This window comes from Bradyrhizobium sp. CCBAU 51745 (assembly GCF_028128715.1).
GTDB classification, from domain to species: Bacteria; Pseudomonadota; Alphaproteobacteria; order Rhizobiales; family Xanthobacteraceae; genus Bradyrhizobium; species Bradyrhizobium manausense.
Map to the genome: position 1 here is coordinate 12,577 of NZ_LBJP01000057.1, position 24,402 is coordinate 36,978.

The window sequence follows — 24,402 nt, forward strand, 5'->3', positions numbered from 1 at the left end:
CCGTGCGCTACGAATTGTCATGGCTGGCTCTCCAGCCTGGCGCGCTCGTCAGCCGGCACGTCGTCGAGCGAGGCGCGACGACTGAGCTGGAGCGCGCGGATATAGGCGACGATCGCCCAGCGATCCCCAGACGGCACACGGGCCGCATAGGAATACATCGCGCCATGACCGTTGGTGATGACGTCGAAGAAATAATGGTCGTCCGCGGCGCGCAGCCGGTCGTCGTGATAGCTCGTCGGGCGCGGCATGCCGCGTTGGACGACGATGCCAGTTCCGTCGCCGCCGGCGCCGTGGCACGGCGAGCAGAAAATGCCGAAGCGCTCCCGCCCGCGCGCCAGCAGTGGGGCCGATAGCACAGGCTTTATGCTGGCCGCCTTCTCCCGATCCAGATCATCCCGCGCGACCGTGTTCGCCGGCGGCGGCCGTAGCACGCTGCCGCGAAACAGCGGCGCGCGCGAATATTCGCTGTAGCGTGGCTGCTCGTCCATGTTCTGATCACAGCCGGCAAGCAAGCCGGCAAGCACGACGATGACTGGCCACCTGTTCATTCCGGCACCAACTCAACCGATAGTGCGCCGGTCCCGCTGAGGAAGGCCAGCGTCTCGCTTGCATCGAACCTGACATCGTCAGCGCCGACGCACAGGAAGAACCGATCCTTGCTGGCGCGGTGAAGCCGCTCGCCGTTGAAAACGGGATAGCTGAGCCGAGGCAGCCCATTCTGCCACAGCATCCCGAACAGCATGGCGAGCGCTGAGAACAGGATGGTGAGCTCGAACGTGACGACCGCGAAGGCTGAGAGCGGATAGAGCGGCCGTCCCCCGACATTGAGCGGGTAGTCGTAATTCGTGAAGAATTGCATGGCGAGCGCGGTGCTCGCGCCGGCAATGGCGCCGCCGAGCCCAATGAAGGAGATGGCCGGCCGCGGAAAGCGCAGCACCCGGTCCAGCCCTTTGACCGGAAACGGCGTGAAGGCATCGAGATTGCGATAGCCGGCCTTCCGTGCCTTGCGCGCCGCCGCCAACAAATCTTCCGGGGTCTTGAATTCCGCGAGCGCGCCATAGAGCTGCTCAGCCATGTTGCCGCTCCTCCTTCTCCTCGTGGAGCAGCTCCTTGCTCTCGAAGATCGAGATCATGGGCACGAGCCTGATAGCGATGAGGAATGGCACCAGGAAAAGGCCGATCGTGCCGAAATAGGTCGACCAGTCCCAGAAGCTCGGCGTGAAGTGGCTCCACGACGAGACGAGAAAGTCGCGATAAAGGCTAGTGACCAGGATCATGTAGCGTTCGAGCCACATTCCAATCACGACCGAGGCGGAGATCAGCAGCAGCATCCAGCCGCTGCGCCGCACCGCCCGCCACCACAGCGCCTGCAGCGGGATGAAGTTGAAGATGACCGCGCCCCAATAGGTCCAGGCGTAGGCACCCGTGAACCGATCCGCCAGCGTTTGAATCTCATGTGCCTCGCCGGAATAGACCGCGTCGAACACTTCGAAGACATAGCCGTAGCCGGTCATCAGGCCGGTCGCGATCAGGACCTTGCCGAGAAGGTCGAGGTGATCGTCGGTCACGAGGTTTTTTAGCCCGAACCAGGAGCGCAACGACACTGCGATGATAGAGACGACGGCGAAGCCGGAGAAGGCCGCGCCGAGCACGAAGTACGGCGGAAAGATCGTGGAGTGCCAGCCCGGAATCTGCCCGGCGGCGAACAACAGTGACACCTCGCTGTGAACCGAGACCACCAGCGGCACCGCGAGCCCCGCGGTCAGCCGGTACGCCTGCTGCCAGCGCTGCCAATGCCTCGCCGATCCGCGCCATCCGAGCGCCGCGATGCCGAAAAAGATCTGCCAGCCACGCCGCCTGGCGCGATCACGCGCGGCAGCGAGATCAGGGATCAGGCCCGTGTACCAGAACGCAAGTGAGACCGTCAGATAGGTCAGCACCGCCCAGATGTCCCATTCCAGCGGACTGCGGAACTGCGGCCACACGCCCATGGTCGCGGGATAGGGAAACATCCAGTAGACGTACCAGGGCCGGCCGAGATGCAGGATCGGGTAGATGCCGGCGCAGACGACGGCGAACAGCGTCATGGTCTCGGCGAAGCGGTTGAGAGAGTTGCGCCAGTCGCTGCCGGTCAGCAGCAGCAGCGCGGAGATCAGCGTGCCGGCATGGCCGATGCCGAGCCACCAGACGTAATTGTGGATGGCGAACGCCCAGTTGACCGGGATGTTGATGCCCCAGATGCCGACGCCGCGCGTGAACAGCTCCACCACGGAGACCACCAACAACAGCAGCAGCACGCTCGCAAGCGACATGGCGATGATCCAGCGCCGGTCCGCTGGAAAATGCAGCGGAATTCCGGTGAGCTGGTCGGTGATGCCGCCGATGCTCTGGCGCGTCGGCAGGATGTCGGATGGCTCGCTCATCCCTGCCTCGATTCCGTGTCATCCTCGCGCCAGCGGGCGAGATACGTCGTGCGCGGCCGGGTCCCCAGCTCTTCCAGCAGGACATAGTGCCGGCCGTCGCGCTTCAGCCGCGACACCTCCGAATTCGGATCATTGATATCGCCGAACACGATCGCTCTGGTCGGGCAAGCCTGCTGGCAGGCTGTGACGATCTCGCTATCGCGTATGGGACGGTTCTCCTTATCCGCAGCGACATGCGCGGCCTCGATGCGCTGGGTGCAATAGGTGCATTTCTCCATGACGCCGCGCGAGCGCACGGTCACATCAGGATTGTGAGCTGCGTGCTCCGGTGAATCCGCGGGCGCCCTATAGTCGTAAAAGTTGAAGCGCCGCACCTTATAGGGACAGTAGCTGGAACAGGTGCGCGTGCCGATGCAGCGGTTATAGACCATCTGGTTGACGCCCTCGGAATTGTGCGTCGTGGCGTGGACCGGGCAGCCCATCTCGCAGGGCGCATCCTCGCAATGCATGCAGGGCACCGGCTCGAAGAAGCTGCGCGGTTCAGTGATGTCGCCGGTATAGTAGCGCGCGATCCGCAGCCAGTGCATCTCGCGGCCAGCCCGGACCTGATCCGCTCCGACCACGGGAACGTTGTTCTCGGCCGTGCAGGCGGTGACGCAGGCATTGCAGCCGATGCAGCTGTCGAGATCGATCACCATGCCCCAGGCGTTCTTGGCCGATGGCCAGGGGGCATAAAGACTGGCCTGCTCGGGCTTGACCTTCTCGACCTGTCCGGGGCTGACCTCACGGGCGAGATCAAATCCATCGAGGCGATGATGCAGTTGCGTCACCGCGAGATCTTCGCGGCTGTCGAGCTTGCGCAGGCTTCCCTGTGCCAGCCACGGCTTTGCCGCGGGCCGAACCTGGTAGGCGTCGTAGCCGAGATTGTCGCCCACCCTTCCCGCGCGGCTTCGGCCGTAGCCGAGATAGAGCGCGACAGTGCTGTCGGCTTGGCCAGGCATGATCCAGAGCGGTCCCTTGATGCGACGTTCGCCGACCATCACTTCGACATGGTCGCCGCTTGTAGCGCCGAAGCGCTTCGCAAGCGCTGGGCTTACCGCAATCACATTGCTCCACGTCACCGTCGTCAGCGTCTTTGGAAGCTCCTGAAGCCAGCCGACATTGGCGAATTGGCCATCCCAGACTGTCGGATCGGGCTGAAAAACGATATCGAGGTCTCCGGTTTTGTTCGGGGACGCAATCACATTGCTGGCGGGCGATGCGGTGACGAACGGTGCCGCGCCGGCGATGAAGCCGTCATGCAGCGCCTGCTTCCACCGCGCTTCGAATGCGTCACCGAAGTTCGCCTGCCAGGTCTCGCGGATTGCGGCATCCGGCGCCTGATCGTCGGCGCCGAGCAGCTTCGCAAACACATTATGCACCGATCTGACGTCGTAGAACGGCGAAATTACCGGCTGAAGGATGCTGACGGTGCCGTCGACGGCGCGCGCATCGCTCCAGCTCTCCAGCGGATGCGCCAGGGGAAGCTGCCATTGGCAGAGTGCGGCGGTCTCGTCGCGGTGCAGGCCGACGTGAAGCGAGGAGCGAACGCGCTTGATCGCATCGCCCACATTGACCTCACTTGATGCGTCGTAGGCAGGATTGCAATCGATCACGAGCAGCGAGGTGACGCGCTCCGCATTGATATCGGACACCAGTTCGGCCAGCGTTCCTGCATCAGCTGGCCCCGCGACCGGTGCGGTCAGCTTCAGCGTTTGACCGGCATTGCCGAGCTCTTGGTTGATCCGGGCAATCCAGACCGCCGCAGCTGCCCCGCCGCTCAATCCGGAAACGAACAGCGTGCGACCGGCCCGGTCCTTGCAAGCGGCGACCACGCGCGCAATCCAGCCAGATTCGGCGTCCGTCACGCCCGGCTTCGACGCGCCGGCCACACCCAGCTCGCCTGCCAGCGCCTCCGCGAGCACGGGCATCCGCCTTGCGTCGGCGATGAGCCGGTGCGCCGCCATGGCGCCCGTTGCGGTCGGCACGCTCTCTGCCATGAACAGCCTATTGCCCGGACGATCGCTGGATCGCCGGCGCGCTTGCGACCAACCTAGGGCGTTCCGCACCTGGTCAGGCCCTGGGCCGAGAAAATCATCATCGAGGCCGACAACAACATCGCAATCTGCCAAACCATAATGGAGATCCACGGCCTGCCCATAGACAGCGGCCGTGATCTGTCGCCTCGCCTCGTGTCCCGCAGCCGCATGGACGTGAATGCGCGCCTTGGGAAACTGCTTCCGAAACGCATCGATCTGCCGCAGCAATGTCGGCGACGTCGTCGGCCCAAGCAGAAGACGCACGCCCTCGCCCTGATCAGCGCGCCAGTTCTCGCGCATCGTACCGATCGCCGATTCCACATCGGCCCAGCTCACAGCCTCGCCGTGGCGGCTCGGCGCGGCTGCGCGATCGGGATCGTAGAGCTGCAACACGGCGCTCTGCATGAAGATGTCGCTGCGGCCTTGCGTGGCCGGATGACCGGGATTGCCGTCGAGCTTGGTCGGCCGACCCGCATGCGCCGTGGCGATCACTGGCTGGGCGTAGCCGTCGAGCAGGACGGCCGTCGCATAATAGCGCGGCAGACCGATGGTCTCGCCCGGCGGCTGGTCGACATAGGGCAACGCCGTGATGAACGAACTCTTCTCGCAGCCGGTCAGCCCCGCCAGCGCGAAGGACGCGCCCATCAGCTTCAGGAAGTCGCGTCGCGCCGTCTTGGAGAATTCGTGGACAGCAGGATATTCCGCTTCGATGAAGGTCTGAAACTGCGGATCATTCGACAGCTCCTCGATGCCGGCCCACACGCGCGGCCCGTCCGCCGGTTGATGGTCGCTGCGGCGCTTCATCGGTGACACACGTAGCAATGCGTGAGCTCGCCGAAGCGAATGCCTTCATGAGCTGCGATGGCGTTGCCCTCCTTTCGCGCATGCGCAGGCGGCGTCCACGCCATGTCGGTGACGTGATCCAGAGGGCGCAGATGCGGCGCAGGATCGCGGTGGCAATCGATGCAGAACTGCATCGTAAACACCTTGGCCCGATAGGTCAGCGCCATCTGATCGATGCGGCCGTGGCAGCTCTCGCAACCCACGCCTTTGGCGATGTGGATGTCGTGGCGGAAGAAGACGTAGTCAGGCAGCTTGGCAACGCGCGTCCATGGGATCGGCGTGTTGTCGGCGAGGCTCTTCCGCACCGGCTCCAGCATCGACGCGTTGGTCCAGATTTGGGAATGACATGTCATGCAGGTCTCGGTTGGTGGGAGGCCTGCTTGCGGGCCGGCCTCGACGTTGCTGTGGCAATAGCGGCAGTCGATGCCAAGTTCCCCCGCATGGTGGCGATGACTGAACGGCACCGGCTGATGCGGGCGTATGTCGGTTTCGGTCATGTAAGCCGAATGCGCGAAGCCGACCGCAGCCACGATGCTGCCGCCGGCGAGCGACAGGCCGCCAATCAGAAACAGGCGAATCCATGTGTCCGCCACAGGAGAGAATATTTGCACCATTCTCGCCGGGACCTGAGAGCAAGCTGTCCGATCGACAATCTGGCCCCCGCACGTTGGTTCCTAACGTAGGAACACAATCCCCGAGCGTGCATTGTCCCGCCGCGACCGAGGACAGCAGCATGGCGAACAACAACCACGTCGACTACGAGCGGTCGGACGTCGGACTCCGCCTGGTCGGCTGGCTCGCGGCGGGCCTTGCAACTTTCGTAGTAGTCACCCCGCTCGCCCTGCCCTTCCTGTTTCCGCTGTCCACCAAGCACGTCACGCCTGCGAGCCGTCCGGCCATGAGCTCCAATGCGCCTCCGCTCGAGGTCAGTCCACAATCCACGTTGCAGGCGACACGACAGGGGGAAGCGCGGATCGAGCGCGGCTACGGCTGGACCGATCGCAATCGTGGCGAGGTCCGCATCCCGATCGACCGTGCGGTCGAAATCCTGCTGCGCAAGGGACTACCCGGATGGCCCTCCCCGTGAGCCCGCTCCGATCAGGGTTGCCCTAGATGTGGCGCCAGTGGATTCCATTCTGGCAGCCTGGGCTCTCGCCGCACAGCGGCGACGTCGACCTGCTGTTCGCCGGTCTTCTGATTGTCAGCGCGCTGGTGCTCGCACTGCTGTTCTTTCTGCTCACGCTGTTTTGTGCGCGCTATCGCGCCGGCAGCCGGACCGACCGGGATCATCGCGTCAAGAAGAGCTGGCATTGGGAGGTGAGCTGGACTGCCGCCTCGGTCGTCTGCTTCCTCGGCCTCTTCGTCTGGGGCGCGAGCGTCTACTTCGAGATCTACCGCGCGCCGGCGGACGAACATGATGTGTTTGTCGTGGCCAAGCAGTGGATGTGGAAGACGCAGCATCCCGGCGGACAAGCCGAGATCGATGCGCTGCATATCCCGGTCAGGCGTCCCATCCGCCTGGTGATGGCCTCGCAGGATGTCATTCACAGCTTCTTCATCCCGGCTCTTCGGCTCAAGCATGACGTTGTCCCGGGCCGCTATCAGGACCTCGAGATCGAGGTCGACAAGCCCGGCCATTACCATCTGTTCTGCGCCGAATATTGCGGCACCGACCATTCCGGCATGATCGGCGAGATCGTGGCGATGGAGCCGGCCGACTTCTCCAACTGGCTGACGCAGCAGGCCCCATCGAGCCCGCTTGCGAGCGAAGGCGGCCAGCTGTTCCGCGAGCTCGGTTGTAGCGGCTGCCACGGTGGCGGCGGCACGGTTCGCGCGCCGCCGCTCGAAGGCGTCTACGGCAAGCCCGTGCCGCTCTCGGACGGCACCACCGTGATCGCGGATGACAAGTACATTCGGGATTCCATCCTGCTACCCCGCAGCCAGGTGGTTGCAAGCTATCAACCGTTGATGCCTTCGTTCGAGGGCAAGGTCAGCGAGGACCAGCTGTTGCGGCTCGTCGTCTACATCAAATCGCTCGCGGGACATCAATCATGAGCGAGAAGAACTATCTCACCACCGATTACACGCTGCGGTCCTGGTTCCTGACGACGGACCACAAGCGGATCGCGATCCTGTATTTCGCCAGCCTGATCTTCTTTTTCTTCATCGGCGGCGCGGCCGCAACCGCAATCCGGATCGAGCTCGCGACGCCGCAGGCCGATCTCGTCAGCTCCGACGTCTACAACCGCCTCTTCACCATGCATGGCATCATCATGGTGTGGTTCTTCCTGATCCCGTCGATTCCCAACACGCTCGGCAATTTCATCGTCCCGCTGATGATTGGCGCGCGCGACCTTGCGTTTCCCCGGCTCAACCTGATGAGCTGGTACATCTTCATGCTCGGCGGCTGCATTACGCTGTTCGCGATCTTCGCGGGAGGCGTCGACACCGGCTGGACCTTCTACACGCCATTCTCGACGCTGTATTCCAACAGCTATGTGATCGTCGCCGCCGCCGGCGTCTTCATCGCCGGCTTCTCGTCGATCCTCACCGGCCTCAACTTCATCGTCACCATCCACCGCCTGCGCGCGCCGGGATTGACCTGGTACCGGCTGCCGCTGTTCCTGTGGTCGCTCTACGCGACATCAGTCATCCTGGTGCTGGCGACGCCCGTGCTTGCGATCACGCTGCTGCTGATGGCGACGGAACGGTTCTTCGGCGTCGGCATCTTCGATCCCCGGATCGGCGGCGATCCGCTGCTGTTCCAGCACCTGTTCTGGTTCTACTCGCATCCCGCTGTTTACATCATGATCCTGCCGGGCATGGGCGTGATCAATGAGCTGATCTCCTGCTTCTCGCGCAAGGAGGTGTTCGGCTACAAATTCGTAGCGTGGTGCAGCCTCGCCATCGCCGCGGTCGGCTTCCTGGTCTGGGGCCACCACATGTTCGTCAGCGGCCAGTCCCTGGTCGCAAGCCTCGTCTTCTCCTTCATGAGCTTCATCGTCGCGGTGCCCTCGGCCATCAAGGTGTTCAACTGGACGGCGACCCTGCACAAGGGCTCGATCCATTTCGATGCGCCCATGCTCTATGCGCTGGCCTTCATCGGCCTGTTCGCGATCGGCGGCCTCACCGGCCTGTTTCTCGCCTGTCTCGCCTACGACGTGCACGCGACCGATACCTACTTTGTCGTCGCGCATTTCCACTACATCATGGTCGGCGGCATGGTGACGGCCTATTTCGGCGGGCTGCATTACTGGTGGCCGAAGATCACCGGGCGGCTCTATTCGGAATATTGGGCACGCACGGCCGCGGTGCTGATCTTCTTCGGCTTCAATTTGACGTTCTTCCCGCAATTCATCCTCGGCGCGGAAGGCATGCCGCGGCGATATCACCTCTATCCCCCGGAATTTCAAGTCTGGAACGTGCTGTCCTCGGGAGGCGCCGCGATCCTCGCCGTCGCCTATCTGATGCCGCTGTTCTACCTCGGCTATTCCGCCTTCTTTGGCAAACGCGCACCCGCGAACCCCTGGAACGCGCCCGGCCTCGAATGGCAGACTTCCTCGCCGCCGCCGGAGTTCAACTTCCCGACACAGCCGGTGGTGACGCGTGAGCCGTATCAATACAACGAACGTTTCGAGGCAAAGCCGCAAAATGCCTGAGAGTTCCGCCGTCGCCCCGCAATATGCATCGATCCCGCACCGCGACCATGCCGCCGAACTCGGCATGTGGGTGTTCATCGCGACGGAAGTGCTGCTGTTCGGCGGCATGGTCCTGGCCTATCTGGTCTACCGGCAGGCCTTCCCGCAAGGCTTCGCCGCGGGCAGCCGGCACACCGAGATCGTCATCGGCACCGCCAACACAGCCGTGCTGCTGACATCGAGCTTTCTGGTGGCGTGGGCGGTCGAGATTTTCTCGCCTGCGACGATCAAGATCGTCACATGGCTGCTGGTGGGTGCTGCCTGTCTCGGTCTTGTCTTCATCGTGCTGAAGGGCATCGAGTACAGCGGCGAATATGACGAACATCTCGTCCCCGGTATCAACTTCCAGTTCGCCGGACCGAAGGCCAACGGCGTCCAGCTGTTCTTCGTCTTCTACTTCATCGCCACCGCGATCCACGCGCTGCATATGCTGATCGGGATCTGCCTGCTGGTCACGCTTGCGCTCATCTGCCGAAAGGCGCCGACCACACGCCATCGCTCGGCGCTGCACAGCACGGCACTGTACTGGCACTTCGTCGATGTGGTCTGGATCTTCCTGTTCGCGCTGATCTACCTGCCCGGGAGGTCGACGTCATGACCGAATGGCGACCTCCATTGGCTCTTGTCGGTGCCTGGCTGGCCCTGCTGGCCTTGCTGGCGCTGACCGTGGCTCTGGCCTATGTGCCGCTCGGCGCCGGCAATGGCGTCGTGGCCCTGACGATCGGCACGATCAAGGCGGGGCTTGTCGCGGCCATCTTCATGGAGTTGCGCCATCGCCGCGGCCTTACGCTGATCTTCGCCGGCGCCGGACTGTTCTGGCTCGGCATCCTGTTATGGCTGGGGTCGATGGATTTTTTGACCCGGACGTAAGGTTCAGTTCGTCCTCGCGTCCAGCGCCGTGCGCTCTTTCCTGGCCTCGTCCTCGCTGACCGGCGGCGCGTTGCCCCAATGATTTCGAACATAGGTCGCAACCGCCGCGACCTGCGCGTCGTTCAATTGCCAGCCGAAGGCCGGCATGGCAGGACCCGTCGGCTCTTTGTCAGTCGCAACGCTCTGCGCACCCTGGAGGATCACGCGCAGCACCGTCGTGGGGTCGCCCGTGTTGACGGTCGCAGCATGAGCGAGGTTCGGAATGAGGTTGGGAACGCCTGACCCGTCCGACTTGTGACATGCCGAGCAGAGGTCCTGGTAGATCGCACCGCCCGCGGCCATCACATGCGAGTCCGCCGAACTGTCCGCCGCAGGCTTCGGTCCCGATACATCCTTCAGATAGATCGCCATCGCTTTGGTGTCGTCGTCGCTGAGCTTGGACGTCGAGAGCTCGACGACTTCCCCCATCAGACCAGCCGCGGCGGCAAACCGGTTGTGGCCGGTCTTGAGATATTGCGCGAGGTCGTCGGCCGCCCATTCCGCGAGCGGTCCCTGCCCGCTGGTGATATCAGGCGCGACCCATCCCTGGAGCGTGTAGCCCTGGAGACGCTTGTCGGACTTGTCGCCGCCCAACACCGTCTTCGGCGTATGGCAGGCGCCGCAATGGCCGGGACCTTCGACGAGATAGGCGCCGCGATTCCACTGCGTCGACTTGTCCCGCCGCTCCATGAACTCGCCCGGTGAGAAATAGAGCCTGTCCCAGACCGTCATCGCCAATCGCTGGTTCAGCGGGAACGGAAGTTTGTTGACGGAGACCGGATTATGAACGGGTTCGACGGTCGACAGATAAGCGCGGATATCCTTGACGTCCTCTTGCGTCATGCGCGCGAAGTAGGGAAACGGCATGGCCGGATAGAGCCGCTTGCCGTCGCGGCGGATACCTTTCCGCACGGCTGCGTCGAACTCCTCGTCGCTCCAGGCGCCGATGCCGGTCTCCCGATCAGGCGTGATGTTGGGTGCGACCAGCACGCCGAACGGCGTTTCGATGGAACGGCCGCCGCTCAGAGGATGATCATTGCCCGGGACCGTGTGGCAGCTGCCGCAATCGGCTGCAACGGCCAGATAGCGCCCGCGCTCGACGGCGGCGAACTCCTGCAAACCCGCGCTCGTGGCCTCCCTGACGCCCGCGGCGAGCGTCAGTACCAATAGCGCGAATTGTGCAGCTCTACGCATTGATCAGCTGCCCCGGGTTCTTGAGATATTTCGACCGGATCGCATCGGCCGCCCAATAAGCAAGCGCTGCAACCGTTCCGGTCGGATTGTAGCCGGCGTTCTGTGGAAACGCGCTGGCGCCCAAAACGAAGAGATTCGGGACGTCCCAGTTCTGGAGATAACGATTCAGCGCGCTCGTATTGGGATCCGTTCCCATGATGGCGCCGCCGCAGAGATGCGTGGTCTGGTATTTGGTGATGTCGTAGGGCGCTTTGCGATATTCCTTGTGGACCTGCTTTGCGCCCATCGCCTGAAAGATCTCGGCGAACTTGTCGGTCAGGAATTTGTTCTGTTTGATCTCGTTGTCGTGGAAATCCATGGTGATCCGCACCAGCGGCCGGTTGAAGCGGTCCTTGTAGGTCGGGTCGAGATCGACATAGACGTCGCGGTAGCTGTACATGCTGCCGTGGACGCCGGTTCCAGGCTTGATGGCGCTCTGATAGTTCTCCTTGACGGCTTTCTTCCACGCAGCCCCCCAGAGCGGCGTGCCCGGCGGCACCGGCGTGGTTTCGATCGGCCGGCCATTGGTCTGCACATGTCCCATGTAGCCGCCGCCGACGAAGCCATGCGGACCGTGATCGAAATTGTCGCCATTGAACTCGTCGATGCACATTCCGATCGCGCCGGAGGCGATAAAGGGATTGAAGACGAACTTGGCCGGATCGAAGAAGCTGATGACGTCGGAGACGGTCTGGTGGGTGAAATTGCGGCCGATGACGCCAGTGTTGGCCGCGGGATCGTAGGCCTTGCCGATGCCCGACAGCAGCAGGAGCTGGACGTTGAAGATCGTATAGGCCGAGAGCACGACGAGATCGGCCGGCTGCTCCCATTCCTCGCCCGCGGTATCGACGAAGGTCACGCCGGTGGCGCGCTTGCCAGAGCCGTCGACATTGATCCGCGTCACCTCGCTGTTGTCACGAGCAGTGAAGTTGGGCTTGCGGACCAGTGCGGGCAGAACCGTGGTCTGCGGTGAGGCCTTTGAATAGTTGCCGCAGCCGAACCATTCGCAGAAGCCGCAATAGGTGCAGGGCCCGAGGCGAACACCGAGGGGATTTTGGTACGGCCGCGACATGTTGCCGGAGGGCTGCGGAAACGGCTTGTAGCCAAGATCACGCGCGGCCTTGCCGAACAGTGTATGGCCGAACGGCTGGTCCTGCGGCGGATTCGGATAGGCGCGCGAGCGCGGCCCCTCGAAGGGATTGCCGCCGTCCATGATCGTGCCCTTGATGTTGCCGGCCTGGCCGGACGTGCCGCAGAGATATTCGAACCGATCGTAATGCGGCTCGAGCTCGTCGTAGGTCACGCCCCAGTCCTGGATGGTCATATCATCGGGCAGGAAGCCGACGCCATAGCGTTCCGTCAGATGCGTCTTCAGCACGAAATCCGAGGGCAGGAAGCGCCACGTCTCCGCATTCCAGTGCACCCCTCCTCCGCCGACGCCGTTCGGCGGCATGAAGGCGCCCCAGCTTCGGATCGGCAGCGCCGATTCGCTCATCTTGTTGCGGAAGGTGAAGGTGGTCTGGCTCGGGCTCAGGAACAGCTCGTGACGGATGCGGTAGCGCAGCTCGTCGGCTGCGTAGCCCGGCGGGTAGTCCGTGGCCGTATTGCGCCACGGACCGCGCTCGATCGCGATCACGTCGAGCCCGGCATCGGCGAGCTCATAGGCCATGATCGAGCCGGTCCAGCCGAGCCCGATGATGACGACATCCTTCCGCGGCAGCTTACGGGCCATGTGCGACGCTCACGACTTTGCCGGGGTCCAGTCCGCGCGTCCCGCGATGCCGACGGGCGGATGCGGATAGCGTTCGTTATGACGACCGACCCAGTCGCGATAGTCGTAGCGAATGCCGGGAAAGCCGATCATCTTCCAGCCGACCATGTCGATGTTGCCGCCGTGGATGGGATCGGCGAAGAAGCCTTCCGGCACGTCCTTCAGCAGGGCCGAGAAAAACCCTTTCGCATCGACCGTCTCGAACTTGACCTCGCCTGACTCGAGCTTTCGCAGCACATCGTCCTGCGCGGCAGCGTCGAGCTCTGCGAAAGGCTTTCCGCCCCGGGTCGATTTGCAATGCGTGTCGAGCGCGGCCAGCGCCTTGCGATAGAGCTCGGCGTGGGTCAGCGCCGATTGCGGTCCCTGCTCCTTGGTGCCTTTGGTATGCGGCCCCAGCGTGTAGAAGTTCTGGTTGGAGCCGTATGGCCCCTTGAGCTGGCGATCGATGAAGACAGCGCAGCCGGCAATCTTGCCGCCGGGCGTCTCCGGATCGGGCGGGATGATGCGATCGACGATCGCTTCCATCGCGCGGGCTTCATCGAGGGTGAAGAACTGCCACGGGCCTGGCCGCACCATCTCTGGGGGCGAATTCGGATGAGGCGCCCATGGCACGTGATTGTGGATCACAGTCGCGCGCGTCAGGGATGTCGTGCCGACAAGCCAGGCCGCGAGTGTCAGAAAGGCTCTGCGCTGCATGGAACATCCATCAAGCCCGTGTCGCCAACGTGGGCTGGATTTGGAAGTTCCTATGCGCGGGTTAGCCTTTGGTCGGATCGCGAGCGGCGGACGAGTCCGGCATCGTGGCAATCTCTGGCGTTCCGCTAGGCGGTCGAGATCGGCACCTCGCCGCCGCCCTCGATGATCTCGGGCGGGACATCCTTGAAGAGCCGCACCGGAACGGACTTCGCCGCCGGCACCTTGCTGCCTTCGGCATAGTGCCAGAGCGGAATCAACCCGTTGCATTCGGGGTAGTAGCCGGCGAGGCTTCGAGACGGGATGTCGTAGGGCACGACCTGAAGCTCGCTCAGGCTACGTTCGATTCCGTCGTTGGCCTCCGTCACCAGCGTGACGGTGTCCCCGGCTTTCAGGCCGTCCACCTCCATGTCATCAGGATTCATCAGCACGACGTAGCGGCTGCCATGGATGCCACGAAAGCGGTCGTCCTCGGTGTAGATCGTCGTGTTGAACTGTCCGTCGGCGCGCATGGTCATCAGCTCGTAGATGCCGTCGTTCTCCTTTGGCGGCGCGAAGGCCGCCTTGGGCGCGGTGAAATTGGCCTTGCCGTTCGGCGTCTTCCATTTGCGCTCGCGCGCCGCCAGCGGCCGTGGAAAGCCGCCGGGATCGAACATGCGCTTGTTGAAATCCTTGAACTGGTCTGGGTATGTGCGCTCGATCGCATCCCTGATGCGTGAATAGTCCGCGATCCAGTAATCCCAATTGACCTTGGGATTGGGCTTGAGCGTCGCCTTGGCGAGGCCTGCGATGATCGCGGGCTCAGACAGGGCATGCTCGGCCACCTTCTTGCGCTGGCCACGCGAGCCGTGAATGCACGCGGTGGAATCCTCCATCGACACGGCTTGTGCGCCGGTGGCCTGCTGATCAATCTCGATGCGGCCGAGACATGGCAGGAGATACGTGACTTCGCCCGGCACTATGTGGCTGCGATTGAGCTTTGTTGCGATCTGCACAGATAGCCGCAGGCCCGACCAGGCCGGCTCCATCAGGGACCGCTCCGGAATGGCGCGCACGAAATTGCCGCCCAGGCTGACGAAGCCGCGCACGTTGCCTTTTAGAATGCCCTCGCAGGCGTCCACAGTCGACAGACCGTCCCAGCGCGGAGGCTCGAATCCGTAAAGCTCCGCGAGCTTGTCGAGCGGCACAAGGTTCGTCTTTTCGGAGATGCCGACGGTGCGTTGGCCCTGGACGTTGGAATGACCGCGGATCGGCGAGATTCCGGCGCCGGGCTTGCCGATATTGCCGCGCAGCAGCAGCAGATTGACGATCATCTTGGCGGTTTCGACGCCGTGCTTGTGCTGGGTGACGCCCATGCCGTAATTGGCGATGACGGCGTTGGCCTTCATGTAGGTGTTGGCCGCCTCGAGCATCGCCGATTGCTTCAAACCTGACGCCCGCTCGATGTCGGGCCAGTTCTGATCGCGGCAGAATGCGGCGAATTCGTCGAAGCCGGACGTGTGCTGCGTGATGAAGTCGACATCGACCAAGCGCGGCTCGCCATACTTGATCGCACGGTCGTCCGCCTCGATCACGCATTTGCAGATACCGACCATGGCCGCAGCGTCGCCGCCGACGCGGACCTGATGATATTGCGTGCTGATGCGCGTGCCGCCCGCGATCATCTGCAGCGGGTTTTGCGGATTGACGAAGCGTTCGAGGCCCCGCTCCCGGAGCGGATTGAAGGTCACGATCGGCACACCGCGCTGCGCGGCCTCCTGCAATGGATGCAGCATCCGCGGCGCGTTGGTCGTGGTGTTGTGGCCGAAGAAGAAGATGCAATCCGTCTTCTCGAAGTCCTCCAGCAATACGGTGCCGACCGGAACTCCGATCACCTGCGGCAGCGCCACAGACGTCGTCTCGTGGCACATATTTGAACTGTCGGGGAAATTGTTGGTGCCGTACATCCGGCCGAACAACTGGTACATGTAGCTGGCCTCCAGCGAGGCGCGGCCGGACGTGTACATGATGACCGAACGGGGATCGAGCTTGTTCAGCTCGGCACCGATCTCGCGGAACGCTTCGCTCCAGTCGACCGCCACATATTTGTCGCTGACCGGATCATAGCGCATGGGATTGGTCAGCCGGCCCTGCTCTTCCAATTGATGATCGGACCAGGCGCGCAGCTCGGTGAGCGTATGCTGCGCAAAAAAATCCGGCGTGACCGTCCTGCTGGTTATTTCCCAGGCGGTCGCCTTGGCGCCGTTCTCGCAGAATTCGAAGGGATGCGGACTTGCCGGCTTCGCCCAGGAACAGCTAACGCACATGAAACCATCAGGTTTGTTCTGTTTCAGCAGGATCTCGCTGCCGAGCAGCGCGACCTCCTCCTGCGTGAGGATGTGCATGACGGCGTTGAGCGAGCCCCAGCCGCCGGCAGGAGCATCATAATTCTCGACCTTGGCTTTCTGCCGCATTGACGGGCCTTTTGCTTGCAAGCCCCCGTACGCAAAACGGAAGGCGCCATCGCGGGTTCCTCCGCATCAGGAACATTGCGCGCGCCGGCGCGTCGATACTTCGTCGCAGGACGAACATCATGCACGGCTCCCGCCCGGCAAGAGACGAACACGTGTTGACGCCGACAGCTTCGATCAAAATGCCTCGGCTAACCTCGCGCGGAACCCGGGATGAGCGCGTCATTGCCGAGGAGTGTCCGGTGGCGCTCGTGTTTGACGGCACGACCATGGCTGTTCTGATGGCGACGCCGTCCGATCTCACCGATCTCGCGCTAGGCTTTAGCCTGACCGAGGGGGTCATCGATGAAGCGGGGGAGATCGAGGAGCTGTCAGTCGTTCCCGGTGCCGGCGGCATCGAGCTGCGAGTCTGGCTGCGGCCGCGGGCGGGACGCCGGCTGAAGGATCGGCGCCGGCGGCTCGTTGGTCCGACCGGCTGCGGCTTGTGCGGCATCGAGAGTCTCGCCGAAGCCAACCGGGTGCATCGCGCCGTGGCGCGGCAGATCAGTCTCACGCCCGCGCAGATCCGCACCGCGACTGAGCGCCTTGGCGCAGCGCAAATCCTCAATCATGCGACGCGCGCCACCCACGCCGCCGGCTTCTTTCGGCCCGACAATGACGACATGATCGTGCGCGAGGACGTCGGACGTCACAATGCGCTGGACAAACTTGCCGGCGCGCTGGCCGCGCTGGGCACATCGGGTCGAAGCGGCGCCGTCATCCTCACGAGCCGGATCTCGGTGGAAATGGTGCAGAAGGCAGCAGCGATCGGCGTCGGCATCATCGTTGCGATCTCCGCGCCGACCGCGCTTGCGATCCGAACCGCCGAGGCCAGCGGACTGACATTGGTTGGCATCGCGCGCGGCAGCGACTTTGAAATTTTCAGCCATCCCGCGGGCGTTCGTCGTTAAGCCACTGGAGAGACAGCCGGAGCAAAATGCGGACTTGCGCCAAGTTCCTATCCCCTCGTACGAGTCTGACACACTTGCAGTTCTGTGGCTGCCCCATCGAGTTTTAGGGCACCGGCGTGATCGGTGCCCTGAATGTCGAAATGGCCAAGGATATTTGATTTCGGGTCGGCTTCGGTCATGCGGGGCGGGTCCTCATGGTAACAGGCGCCCCTAGGGAACGGGGGAGGCTTTAGCCGGGTCAAAAAGCTCGGCAAATAGTGGCGCTTTTCGACCTCAGTAAATTCGAGGCTTTTCGAGATACGCGGAGTTGCCCGGGGACTGTTAAACCGCCCTTAAGCTGGTTCAGCCATCTCACGCCCGTACAATTTCCGCACAGCCGTGAGGCGGCGATGCAGTACCGGAGAACCGATCCGAGTAGCCGCAGACAGCCGCTCACAGCGCTATCCAAAAGCGACCCTAGCTTACCAGGGTTGCCTTCCTTCAGCCGCTGGCGCTGCCGTTAGCGCTTGCGGCGTCGGAGCTGGTCGGGATTTGCGAAGACCTCGCTCGTGCGGCTTGCTTTCCCAGTCACCATAGTAGAGGAATGCCCGCTTAAGCTCATGTTGGCCCGGAGGGCCTTCAGCCGAACGCACCTCGCAAATATTTTTTTAAAGAAGAAGGGCACTGCATCGCGTTCCCTGGCAGTATAGTGAGACACTATTTTCAGGGAGCAACCAGATTTTTCTGGTCTTGAGTCTGCGGCGCTAAACTGCGGGTCGTGTTTTTACGAGATTTTGTGTCGGTAACTTAACAATCTACTTCTATTGAGCCAGCGGAGCTTGGCTGCGCTTAAGCGATTATTCCGAGGCCAAGTAAAGAGCTCGGGCTGCCACCCTCGACTTCTCGCTCGACACTACTTTCATTTCAACGAGCAAAAGTTCGCGCCCTGTTTTTGGCATCACTAGATAACGTCCAAGGATTCAAAGTCCCCCGCCCGCGACCCAACAACTCCGACAAACAAACCCCGGACAGAAGACCTACTCTCGCCTCGTGACCTCGGGCGAGGATCAAATCCCCGGCGGGACTGCGGTGGCATCTCGCTCTTCCAGCTCGCCCATCACCGGTTAAGGGCGGCGGCGATAAGCCACACATGATCGAGTCCTTGACCTCCAAAAGCTAATCCGCTTGCGCCGCTTGGCCTTCCCGATGTTTCATTCGTCCAAGTCAGATTTGCCAACTAAGCGATCTCGCCGGGGCAGACTCGTGGGAAGGCAGCCCTTCATTGGACTAACGAGGTTCCACCCCCGAAAAATCCAACAAGGACTCATTCTTCATCACGCGAGTGGTCCACGGCCGTTCACAGGCGGTCGTCCTTTAATCTACCGGACGATCTGCAACTGGGCCCTTCCGGCGTCTCCGACTTACGGACAGCGCAAACTCATCGCCTAGGCTTACCGGCACGCGCTGCGGGCCTATTCATCCGACCTACCGGCCGGGTGACGCAGACCTTCAACTGGTGAAACCGTGTGACTCAGAAACGCCGGGGTATCTGCCGACCGCTTGGTCTCCCCTCGCCACCGGTCTGCCGCCGATTCGGCCGCGACGGACGCTTCGGTCGACTGTTAGACCGTCCCGGCGAACCGGCGGCTCTGCGCTTCGGCCCATGCCGCGCCCAGCTTGGCGAACAGAAGTCCGGGATGGGCGATACGTCGGCCCGCAGGAATCGCAATGTGCTCCGTAGGAAAGGCCGGCAGATCGGCATCCTCTCCGATGGCCGCGAGCGCCTTCGCTGCGGCGCCTGGCATAATGGGCCAGGCCGCCTGCGCGCAGACCCCGATCAGGCCGACGGCAGTACGGATCGCGCCTGCGGCGGCCGCCGGATTCGTTTTCAGAAGCGTCCACGGCGCCCGCTCGACGAGATAGGCGTTGGCGAACCTCCAGACCGCGCGCACCGCGTCGGCTGTCCCGCGCAACGCCAGGGCCTCATGGCGCTCACGCAGTTGGTCCAGCAGCGGCGCGAGCCGCGCCGGCAAGTCGGCATCCAAAGGCCCCTCGGGTACGACACCGTCGTAGCGGGAGACTACGAAGCTTAGGACTCGCTGGACGAAGTTGCCGAACGTGTCGGCGAGGTCGTGGTCGACGTCGGCGGCGAAGCGCGCGAAAGTGAAATCGGTGTCGGAGCCTTCTGGCGCGTTTGCGGTCAGCCACCAACGCCAGCGGTCGGCCGGTAGCAGGTCGAGCGCCTGGTCGAGGAACACGCCGCGGCTGGCGCTGGTGGAGAACTTGCCGCCTTCGTAGGTCAGCCAGTTCAGGCCCTTGATGACGTCGACGGACTTCCAGCGTTCGCCAGATCCGAGCAGCGTGCAGGGAAAGCTCACGGCATGAAACGGGACGTTGTCCTTACCGAGGAACTGGAGATAGCGCACGTCGTCGGCCTCCAGCCACCAGGAACGCCAGTCGCGGCTTTCGGGATCGACATCGGCCCATTCCTGCGTTGCTGCGATGTATTCGATCGGCGCGTCGAACCAAACGTAGAACACCTTGCCCTGGTAGCCTAGCTTGGGAACGGGCACACCCCACGAAAGATCGCGCGTGATGCACCGGTCACGGATGCCCTCGTCCAGCCACTTGTTGGCGATCGAGACCACTAGCGGCGGCCAGTCCCGGCGCGAGGCAAGCCAGTCGCGCAGACTGCCTTCGAGGGCGGTCTGGCGCAGGAACAGATGCCGCGTCCCACGCACCTCGAGATCGGTGGATCCGGAGACCGCCGAACGGGGCGCGATCAGATCAGTCGGATCAAGTTGGCGCGCGCAGGCTTCGCACTGGTCGCCGCGGGCGCGGTCGGAGCCGCAGTGCGGACATGTGCCGATCACGTAGCGGTCGGGCAGGAAACGGCCGTCGGCGGCGCTGTACACCTGTTTCAGTTCGCGTTCCTCGACGAAGCCGTTGCGCTCCAGGCAGGCGAAGAAGTGTTGCGTCAGCGCATGGTTGCGCGGGCCAGAGGAACGTCCAAAATGATCGAAGGAGAGATCGAACCCCCGGTAGGTGCCGGCCTGTAGGACGTGTTGGCGCGCGCAGTAGTCGCTGATTCCGACGCCGGCGTCGGCTGCTGCGAGTTCGGCCGGCGTGCCGTGCTCATCGGTGGCACAGATGTAGAGAACCTCTGCTCCGGTCTGCCGTCGGTAGCGGGCGTGGACGTCGGCGGGCAGCAGCGATCCCGCGAGATTGCCGAGATGCTTGATGCCGTTGATATAGGGCAACGCGCTGGTGATGAGATACTTGGTCATGTAACACACTCCGTCGGATGAGAGAGAATGCGGACAAAAAAAATGCCCTCCGCAGGATGGGAGGGCTCGGGTCCGCTATCCGATCGGCGCGCGCGCCTTCAATCCCTCCGGCAGATATCCTGCGGGCGGGGCATTCGCGTCCAGAATTTGGTCACGGCGAACGTCATCGGGTTTCCTAGCGTACTACCATCGTATCTAGCGCGACGAATGGCGAGGAACAAGGCCTTCGCGGCGGCGGCCGTAGGGAAGTGCTTTAGCAGAACTGGTTGCCGGACCGGCCTGTGCAGACTGGGGAGTGTTTGTCGTCGTCGCTTGAGATCCAGTGGGCGCTGCCACCACGTCGGCTCCTAGGCTTCAACCTTCCTTGGATACTATAAAGGCCCGTGACGTGGGCCCGTATACCGGCGCGCTGCGCAGGCAAGTTCGCCGCAAACGCCGCCGTGTCAAAGGCCGACATCCTGGAAGGCACGGTAAGATCATTCAGTGTGCTCTACCAGCGCTCAATCTCAGATTCGATTTTCGCCGGCCGCAACCAAAAAACATTGGCTCGATCGCCTTCGCCCTTGTCATCATCATCGATGCCCTCGATCACGTGAAGATCGAGCAAATGCTCCAGCGTCCGCTCATATAGGAATTTCTGTACCTCCTTGTTAAGCTGCTGCGTCTCATCGGCAAGGACGCGAATCCGACACTTGAATACATTAAGCAAGGCAACGAACGTTCTTGGCTACAAACTAGCTCTTGTGCCGAAAGATCGGACGCTCGCGCGTCGGCAATTGGCCGTCTAAGCGGTCAGCGCGCTACCGTCGAAGCGAAGAAGCGCGCTTGAGCGGAGAAGCCGGCCCCAGTCAGATAGGCCGCATCGAGCTGTGGTGCCGCGGCTACCCACGGCGACAGCAGACTCCGATCGAAGCAGACAGACTCAAATCGAACGAGTGTCGTTTCTGGTTCAATCGGAGTCTCGGAGCGAGAAAGACCCAGTAGTTTCAGTACGCGGATTATGACCCTTCAGAGTCCATTCTGGTTCCAATTGAGTCGGTTGGCCAGAACTGGAGTTCCATCAGAGTCTGCTCCTTGCCGGCAAATTCAACTCAGACCGTCACGGTCCCGCTTGACCTAAGCAGCAACACTTCCACTCGCTGAAATCAGCAAATCCGCCGGAATATGGAAACGCTCGCGCAGACGCTTCACCATCGTCATGCTCAATTCGCGCTTGCCGGACATGATCTCACTAACGCGACTCGCAGTGCCCAGAAGCGGAACAAGATCAGCGCGCGTCAAACCATGTTGCTCAACCAAATAGGTCAGCAAATCGGGCAACGGCAGCGCTTTGCGCGGCCAACGCGCGCGTTCATACGCCTCGATAAGGCGAGCCTGCGCGACCATGCGCGCTCGATCGGCAGCCTGGTTTGATTGCATCAGCTTGCCGACAAGCGCCTTAGCCGCCTCATGATCGGCCTGGTTCTGGATAATTATCAATGTTGCCTTCATCACACCGTCTCCGCGTTGACCTTGTCATAGTCTTCATGAAGGCGATGCACCGTCACTCAGTTTGGGCAATGCTTTTTGTCGCGCGCGATAGCGAGGATGCGATCCGGCGGTTTTTGATGCATGACATGGGACTTCGGTCTGCGCATCTCCATGAGCGGCTGCATTTGAGTGTGTATCATGCGAGGCGCGCCATACCAGGGCTCAAGGATTGTGAAGAGCCTATTACGATCGAAGTCCCTTCGGAAGATCTTCGTTTCATGGCCATGGCGCCAGGAGGTGAAAATCCTCGACCGGAGATCGACCCTGCACGATGTCATGTCGGCGTCCGCATACGACGCACCAGCACTGCAACGGGTGCGATCCGTGCCTTGCGCGCCCGCTTCTACCCGCTTGAAACCCTCGACGTTATCGGTGTCCGACAGCCGAGCAACCACCAACGGAATGCGTTTGGGGCGCGGCACTTCCAACCGCACGTTACCCTTATCCGTCCCAACAATGGGCTCAATCAGACCTGAATAAGATTGGTAGTGCATTTCGGGCGGCCATTGGAGGCATCCGGTTCGATCGGTTCGTCATTCGCTGCCGCAGTCGGATAAAGCAGTTGACATTTTATAAATGACAATAATTTCAGTATCTTATCATCTATTTTGCATGATTTTTCAATGAAAATCCTTGCACCACAGGCCTATTTGACCTATATTGCTGGCATGACGAAGCTCGACCAACTCAAACGCCATCTGAAGCCAGGCCAAGCCTATCGACGGGCGGATTTGGCCCGCTGGTCGACGGCTGTCGATCGACATCTCAAGCAGCTGGTTGAGAGCGGTACTCTCAAGAAGCTTTCGGGCGGCCTCTATGTCGTTCCGAAGGAGACTGTGTTTGGACCGGCCCCGGCATCCGACAAAGATGTCGTGTGCGCGTTCCTGAAGGATGATCCGTTCCTGCTGGCCTCCCCGAACGCCTATAACAGCCTGGGTGTGGGAACGACGCAGCTCTATGACAAGACGGTCGTCTATAACCACAAGCGCCATGGCGAGTTTCAACTCGGCAATCGCAAGTATGTGTTCCGCGTGAAGCCGCGCTTTCCGAAGTCACTGACGCCGGAATTCCTGCTTGTCGATCTCGTCAATAATGTCGACCAGCTTGCCGAAGCAAAAGAAGAGGTCCTGGAGCGCGTCCAGAAACGCGCGGCCTCGACTGACCGACGTCGTTTGCGTCGCGCGGTTCGCGAGTACGGCAATGAACGAACAAAGAAGTTCTTCAATCGTGCGCTAGGAGCGAACGAGCTCCATGCCGGCTGATTTCCTCCACAACCATCCGCAATTTGCGGACCTGATCCGGATTGTGGCGGCAGAAAAGGGCATTGATCCAGCGCTGGTCGAGAAAGACTACTGGATCATGCACTGCCTTTATGGGCTTCAGCAGCTCGGTTTTACCTTTCAGTTGAAAGGCGGCACGTCCCTCTCAAAGGGGCATGGCATCATTGGCCGGTTTTCGGAGGACATCGATATTCTTATCGAGCCTCCGGCCGGCCAGGATGTCAAAACGGGCAAGAACCACGACAAGCCAGCACATATCAAATCCCGGAAGGATTTTTTCGACTGGCTGGCTCAGACGATCAAGATTGACGGAATCACAAATGTCGAACGCGATACGGCGTTCGATGATGTCCCCGACTATCGCAACGGGGGCATCCGACTGATCTACAAGAGCATCACCGAACCGATGGATGGGCTTCGGGATGGTGTCTTGCTCGAGGCCGGATTCGACAAGGTCGCTCCGAACACCCCAAAGGACATCAGCTCCTGGCTGTACGACAGGGCCGTCGCCAGCAAGGTCGACATTATCGACAACCGCGCGAAGGGTGTGCCTTGCTATGATTCCGGCTACACTTTCGTCGAAAAGCTGCAAACGATCTCGACGAAATTCCGCAAGCAGCAGGCAGACAAGAGCGATCCAGTCGGATTCATGCGTCACTACTACGACGTCTATGAATTGCTCCAGCGCAAGGAAGTTCAGGACTTCATCGGCACAGACGCTTACAAGGAGCACAAGGAAAAGCGCTTCCGGCAAGGCGACAACCTGAATATCGCCAAGAATGATGCCTTCAGCTTAAGCGACGCAGAAACACGCGAGCTGTATGCTGAAGCCTATGAGCGCAGCAGTTCGCTGTATTACGCGAAGAAGCCGACTTTCGAGCAAATACTCGCCGAAATTAAAGAACACGTGGATAGACTTTAGGCGATTCCTTCAAGAGCGTTTCAGCTACCGCGTTAAGCCGGAGAGTACACAGCTGATCGTCTCTCACTCACTGTATGCTAGCGGGGCTTCGTTCAACATTTGCCGTATATTGCGCCAATTCGGCATATGATGGTCGAGAAGCTCTTGGAAGCGCTGACCATGATTGGGGGCAATGAAGTGGGCCATCTCATGCAGCACGACATAATCCAAGCATTGAGCAGGCTTCTTCGCCAACTCAAGATTTAGCCTGATATGGCGCAGGCGGGGATTGCTACTGCCCCATTTTGTTTTCATTTTCTGGACAAACGCGCGCTCTAGCCGAACCCCAAGCCGCTTTTCCCACTTCCCGATTAACG

Annotated in this window: 22 protein-coding genes; 9 read left to right on the forward strand and 13 right to left on the reverse strand. The window is 61.7% G+C overall.

What is annotated here, in order from left to right:
- Positions 1-17 precede the first annotated feature (17 nt).
- The 5 genes from XH98_RS13970 to XH98_RS13990 are packed head-to-tail and all read right to left on the reverse strand — an operon-like array spanning position 18 to position 5,958.
- The gene (locus XH98_RS13970; RefSeq protein WP_271618920.1) at positions 18-548 is read right to left on the reverse strand and encodes a c-type cytochrome; all 531 of its coding nucleotides are present in this window, start codon (positions 546-548) and stop codon (positions 18-20) included.
- A complete protein-coding gene (locus XH98_RS13975; RefSeq protein WP_271618921.1) occupies positions 545-1,075 on the reverse strand; it encodes a DUF3341 domain-containing protein in 531 nt (176 codons plus the stop codon). The genes XH98_RS13970 and XH98_RS13975 overlap by 4 nt, the downstream gene beginning before the upstream one ends.
- Positions 1,068-2,423: an NrfD/PsrC family molybdoenzyme membrane anchor subunit gene (nrfD, locus tag XH98_RS13980; RefSeq protein ID WP_271618922.1), complete on the reverse strand. Its 1,356-nt coding sequence runs from the start codon at positions 2,421-2,423 to the stop codon at positions 1,068-1,070. The genes XH98_RS13975 and nrfD overlap by 8 nt, the downstream gene beginning before the upstream one ends.
- Entirely contained in the window at positions 2,420-5,305 is a 2,886-nt protein-coding gene (locus XH98_RS13985; protein WP_271618923.1) for a TAT-variant-translocated molybdopterin oxidoreductase, read from the reverse strand. The genes nrfD and XH98_RS13985 overlap by 4 nt, the downstream gene beginning before the upstream one ends.
- Positions 5,302-5,958, reverse strand: coding sequence for a cytochrome c3 family protein (locus XH98_RS13990; RefSeq protein WP_271618924.1), 657 nt, complete (start codon positions 5,956-5,958; stop codon positions 5,302-5,304). The genes XH98_RS13985 and XH98_RS13990 overlap by 4 nt, the downstream gene beginning before the upstream one ends.
- A gap of 119 nt (positions 5,959-6,077) precedes the next feature.
- Between XH98_RS13990 and XH98_RS13995 the strand changes: the two genes are divergently transcribed.
- The 5 genes from XH98_RS13995 to XH98_RS14015 are packed head-to-tail and all read left to right on the forward strand — an operon-like array spanning position 6,078 to position 9,912.
- Positions 6,078-6,431: a hypothetical protein gene (locus XH98_RS13995; RefSeq protein WP_271618925.1), complete on the forward strand. Its 354-nt coding sequence runs from the start codon at positions 6,078-6,080 to the stop codon at positions 6,429-6,431.
- A gap of 26 nt (positions 6,432-6,457) precedes the next feature.
- A complete protein-coding gene (gene coxB, locus XH98_RS14000) occupies positions 6,458-7,399 on the forward strand; it encodes a cytochrome c oxidase subunit II (protein WP_271618926.1) in 942 nt (313 codons plus the stop codon).
- A complete protein-coding gene (ctaD, locus tag XH98_RS14005) occupies positions 7,396-9,003 on the forward strand; it encodes a cytochrome c oxidase subunit I (RefSeq protein WP_271618927.1) in 1,608 nt (535 codons plus the stop codon). Before coxB ends, ctaD begins: the two co-directional genes overlap by 4 nt.
- A complete protein-coding gene (locus tag XH98_RS14010; protein ID WP_271618928.1) occupies positions 8,996-9,640 on the forward strand; it encodes a cytochrome c oxidase subunit 3 in 645 nt (214 codons plus the stop codon). Before ctaD ends, XH98_RS14010 begins: the two co-directional genes overlap by 8 nt.
- Positions 9,637-9,912, forward strand: coding sequence for a cytochrome C oxidase subunit IV family protein (locus tag XH98_RS14015; RefSeq protein WP_271618929.1), 276 nt, complete (start codon positions 9,637-9,639; stop codon positions 9,910-9,912). Before XH98_RS14010 ends, XH98_RS14015 begins: the two co-directional genes overlap by 4 nt.
- Before the next feature lie 3 nt (positions 9,913-9,915).
- Here the strand turns inward: XH98_RS14015 and XH98_RS14020 are convergent, their stop codons facing one another.
- The 4 genes from XH98_RS14020 to XH98_RS14035 all read right to left on the reverse strand — a co-directional run bounded on the left by XH98_RS14020 (position 9,916) and on the right by XH98_RS14035 (position 16,101).
- Entirely contained in the window at positions 9,916-11,145 is a 1,230-nt protein-coding gene (locus tag XH98_RS14020; RefSeq protein WP_271618930.1) for a c-type cytochrome, read from the reverse strand.
- Positions 11,138-12,916: a GMC family oxidoreductase gene (locus tag XH98_RS14025; RefSeq protein WP_271618931.1), complete on the reverse strand. Its 1,779-nt coding sequence runs from the start codon at positions 12,914-12,916 to the stop codon at positions 11,138-11,140. Before XH98_RS14025 ends, XH98_RS14020 begins: the two co-directional genes overlap by 8 nt.
- Positions 12,917-12,925: 9 nt before the next feature.
- Entirely contained in the window at positions 12,926-13,651 is a 726-nt protein-coding gene (locus XH98_RS14030) for a gluconate 2-dehydrogenase subunit 3 family protein (protein ID WP_271618932.1), read from the reverse strand.
- Between the two features lie 125 nt (positions 13,652-13,776).
- Positions 13,777-16,101, reverse strand: coding sequence for an FdhF/YdeP family oxidoreductase (locus XH98_RS14035; RefSeq protein WP_271618933.1), 2,325 nt, complete (start codon positions 16,099-16,101; stop codon positions 13,777-13,779).
- Between the two features lie 152 nt (positions 16,102-16,253).
- Between XH98_RS14035 and fdhD the strand changes: the two genes are divergently transcribed.
- Positions 16,254-17,048 (forward strand): formate dehydrogenase accessory sulfurtransferase FdhD, encoded by a 795-nt coding sequence (gene fdhD, locus XH98_RS14040; RefSeq protein WP_442868578.1) that lies wholly within the window; start codon positions 16,254-16,256, stop codon positions 17,046-17,048.
- Between the two features lie 1,601 nt (positions 17,049-18,649).
- Here the strand turns inward: fdhD and metG are convergent.
- The 3 genes from metG to XH98_RS14055 all read right to left on the reverse strand — a co-directional run bounded on the left by metG (position 18,650) and on the right by XH98_RS14055 (position 21,805).
- Complete coding sequence (metG, locus tag XH98_RS14045; protein WP_271618934.1) at positions 18,650-20,314, reverse strand: methionine--tRNA ligase; 1,665 nt, start codon at positions 20,312-20,314, stop codon at positions 18,650-18,652.
- 490 nt (positions 20,315-20,804) lie between these two features.
- Positions 20,805-21,023, reverse strand: coding sequence for a hypothetical protein (locus tag XH98_RS14050; RefSeq protein ID WP_271618935.1), 219 nt, complete (start codon positions 21,021-21,023; stop codon positions 20,805-20,807).
- A 407-nt stretch (positions 21,024-21,430) separates the two neighbouring features.
- Positions 21,431-21,805: a helix-turn-helix domain-containing protein gene (locus XH98_RS14055; RefSeq protein WP_271618936.1), complete on the reverse strand. Its 375-nt coding sequence runs from the start codon at positions 21,803-21,805 to the stop codon at positions 21,431-21,433.
- A gap of 35 nt (positions 21,806-21,840) precedes the next feature.
- On the opposite strand from XH98_RS14055, the gene XH98_RS14060 reads away from it, so the two are divergent.
- The 3 genes from XH98_RS14060 (at position 21,841) to XH98_RS14070 (ending at position 24,046) form a co-directional block, all read left to right on the forward strand.
- Complete coding sequence (locus tag XH98_RS14060; protein ID WP_271618937.1) at positions 21,841-22,320, forward strand: hypothetical protein; 480 nt, start codon at positions 21,841-21,843, stop codon at positions 22,318-22,320.
- A 147-nt stretch (positions 22,321-22,467) separates the two neighbouring features.
- Positions 22,468-23,106: a hypothetical protein gene (locus XH98_RS14065; protein WP_271618938.1), complete on the forward strand. Its 639-nt coding sequence runs from the start codon at positions 22,468-22,470 to the stop codon at positions 23,104-23,106.
- A complete protein-coding gene (locus XH98_RS14070) occupies positions 23,096-24,046 on the forward strand; it encodes a nucleotidyl transferase AbiEii/AbiGii toxin family protein (protein ID WP_271618939.1) in 951 nt (316 codons plus the stop codon). The genes XH98_RS14065 and XH98_RS14070 overlap by 11 nt, the downstream gene beginning before the upstream one ends.
- Before the next feature lie 63 nt (positions 24,047-24,109).
- Here XH98_RS14070 and XH98_RS14075 read toward each other — a convergent pair.
- On the reverse strand, positions 24,110-24,402 hold a 293-nt coding region (locus XH98_RS14075; RefSeq protein ID WP_271618940.1), incomplete at its 5' end, for a M48 metallopeptidase family protein.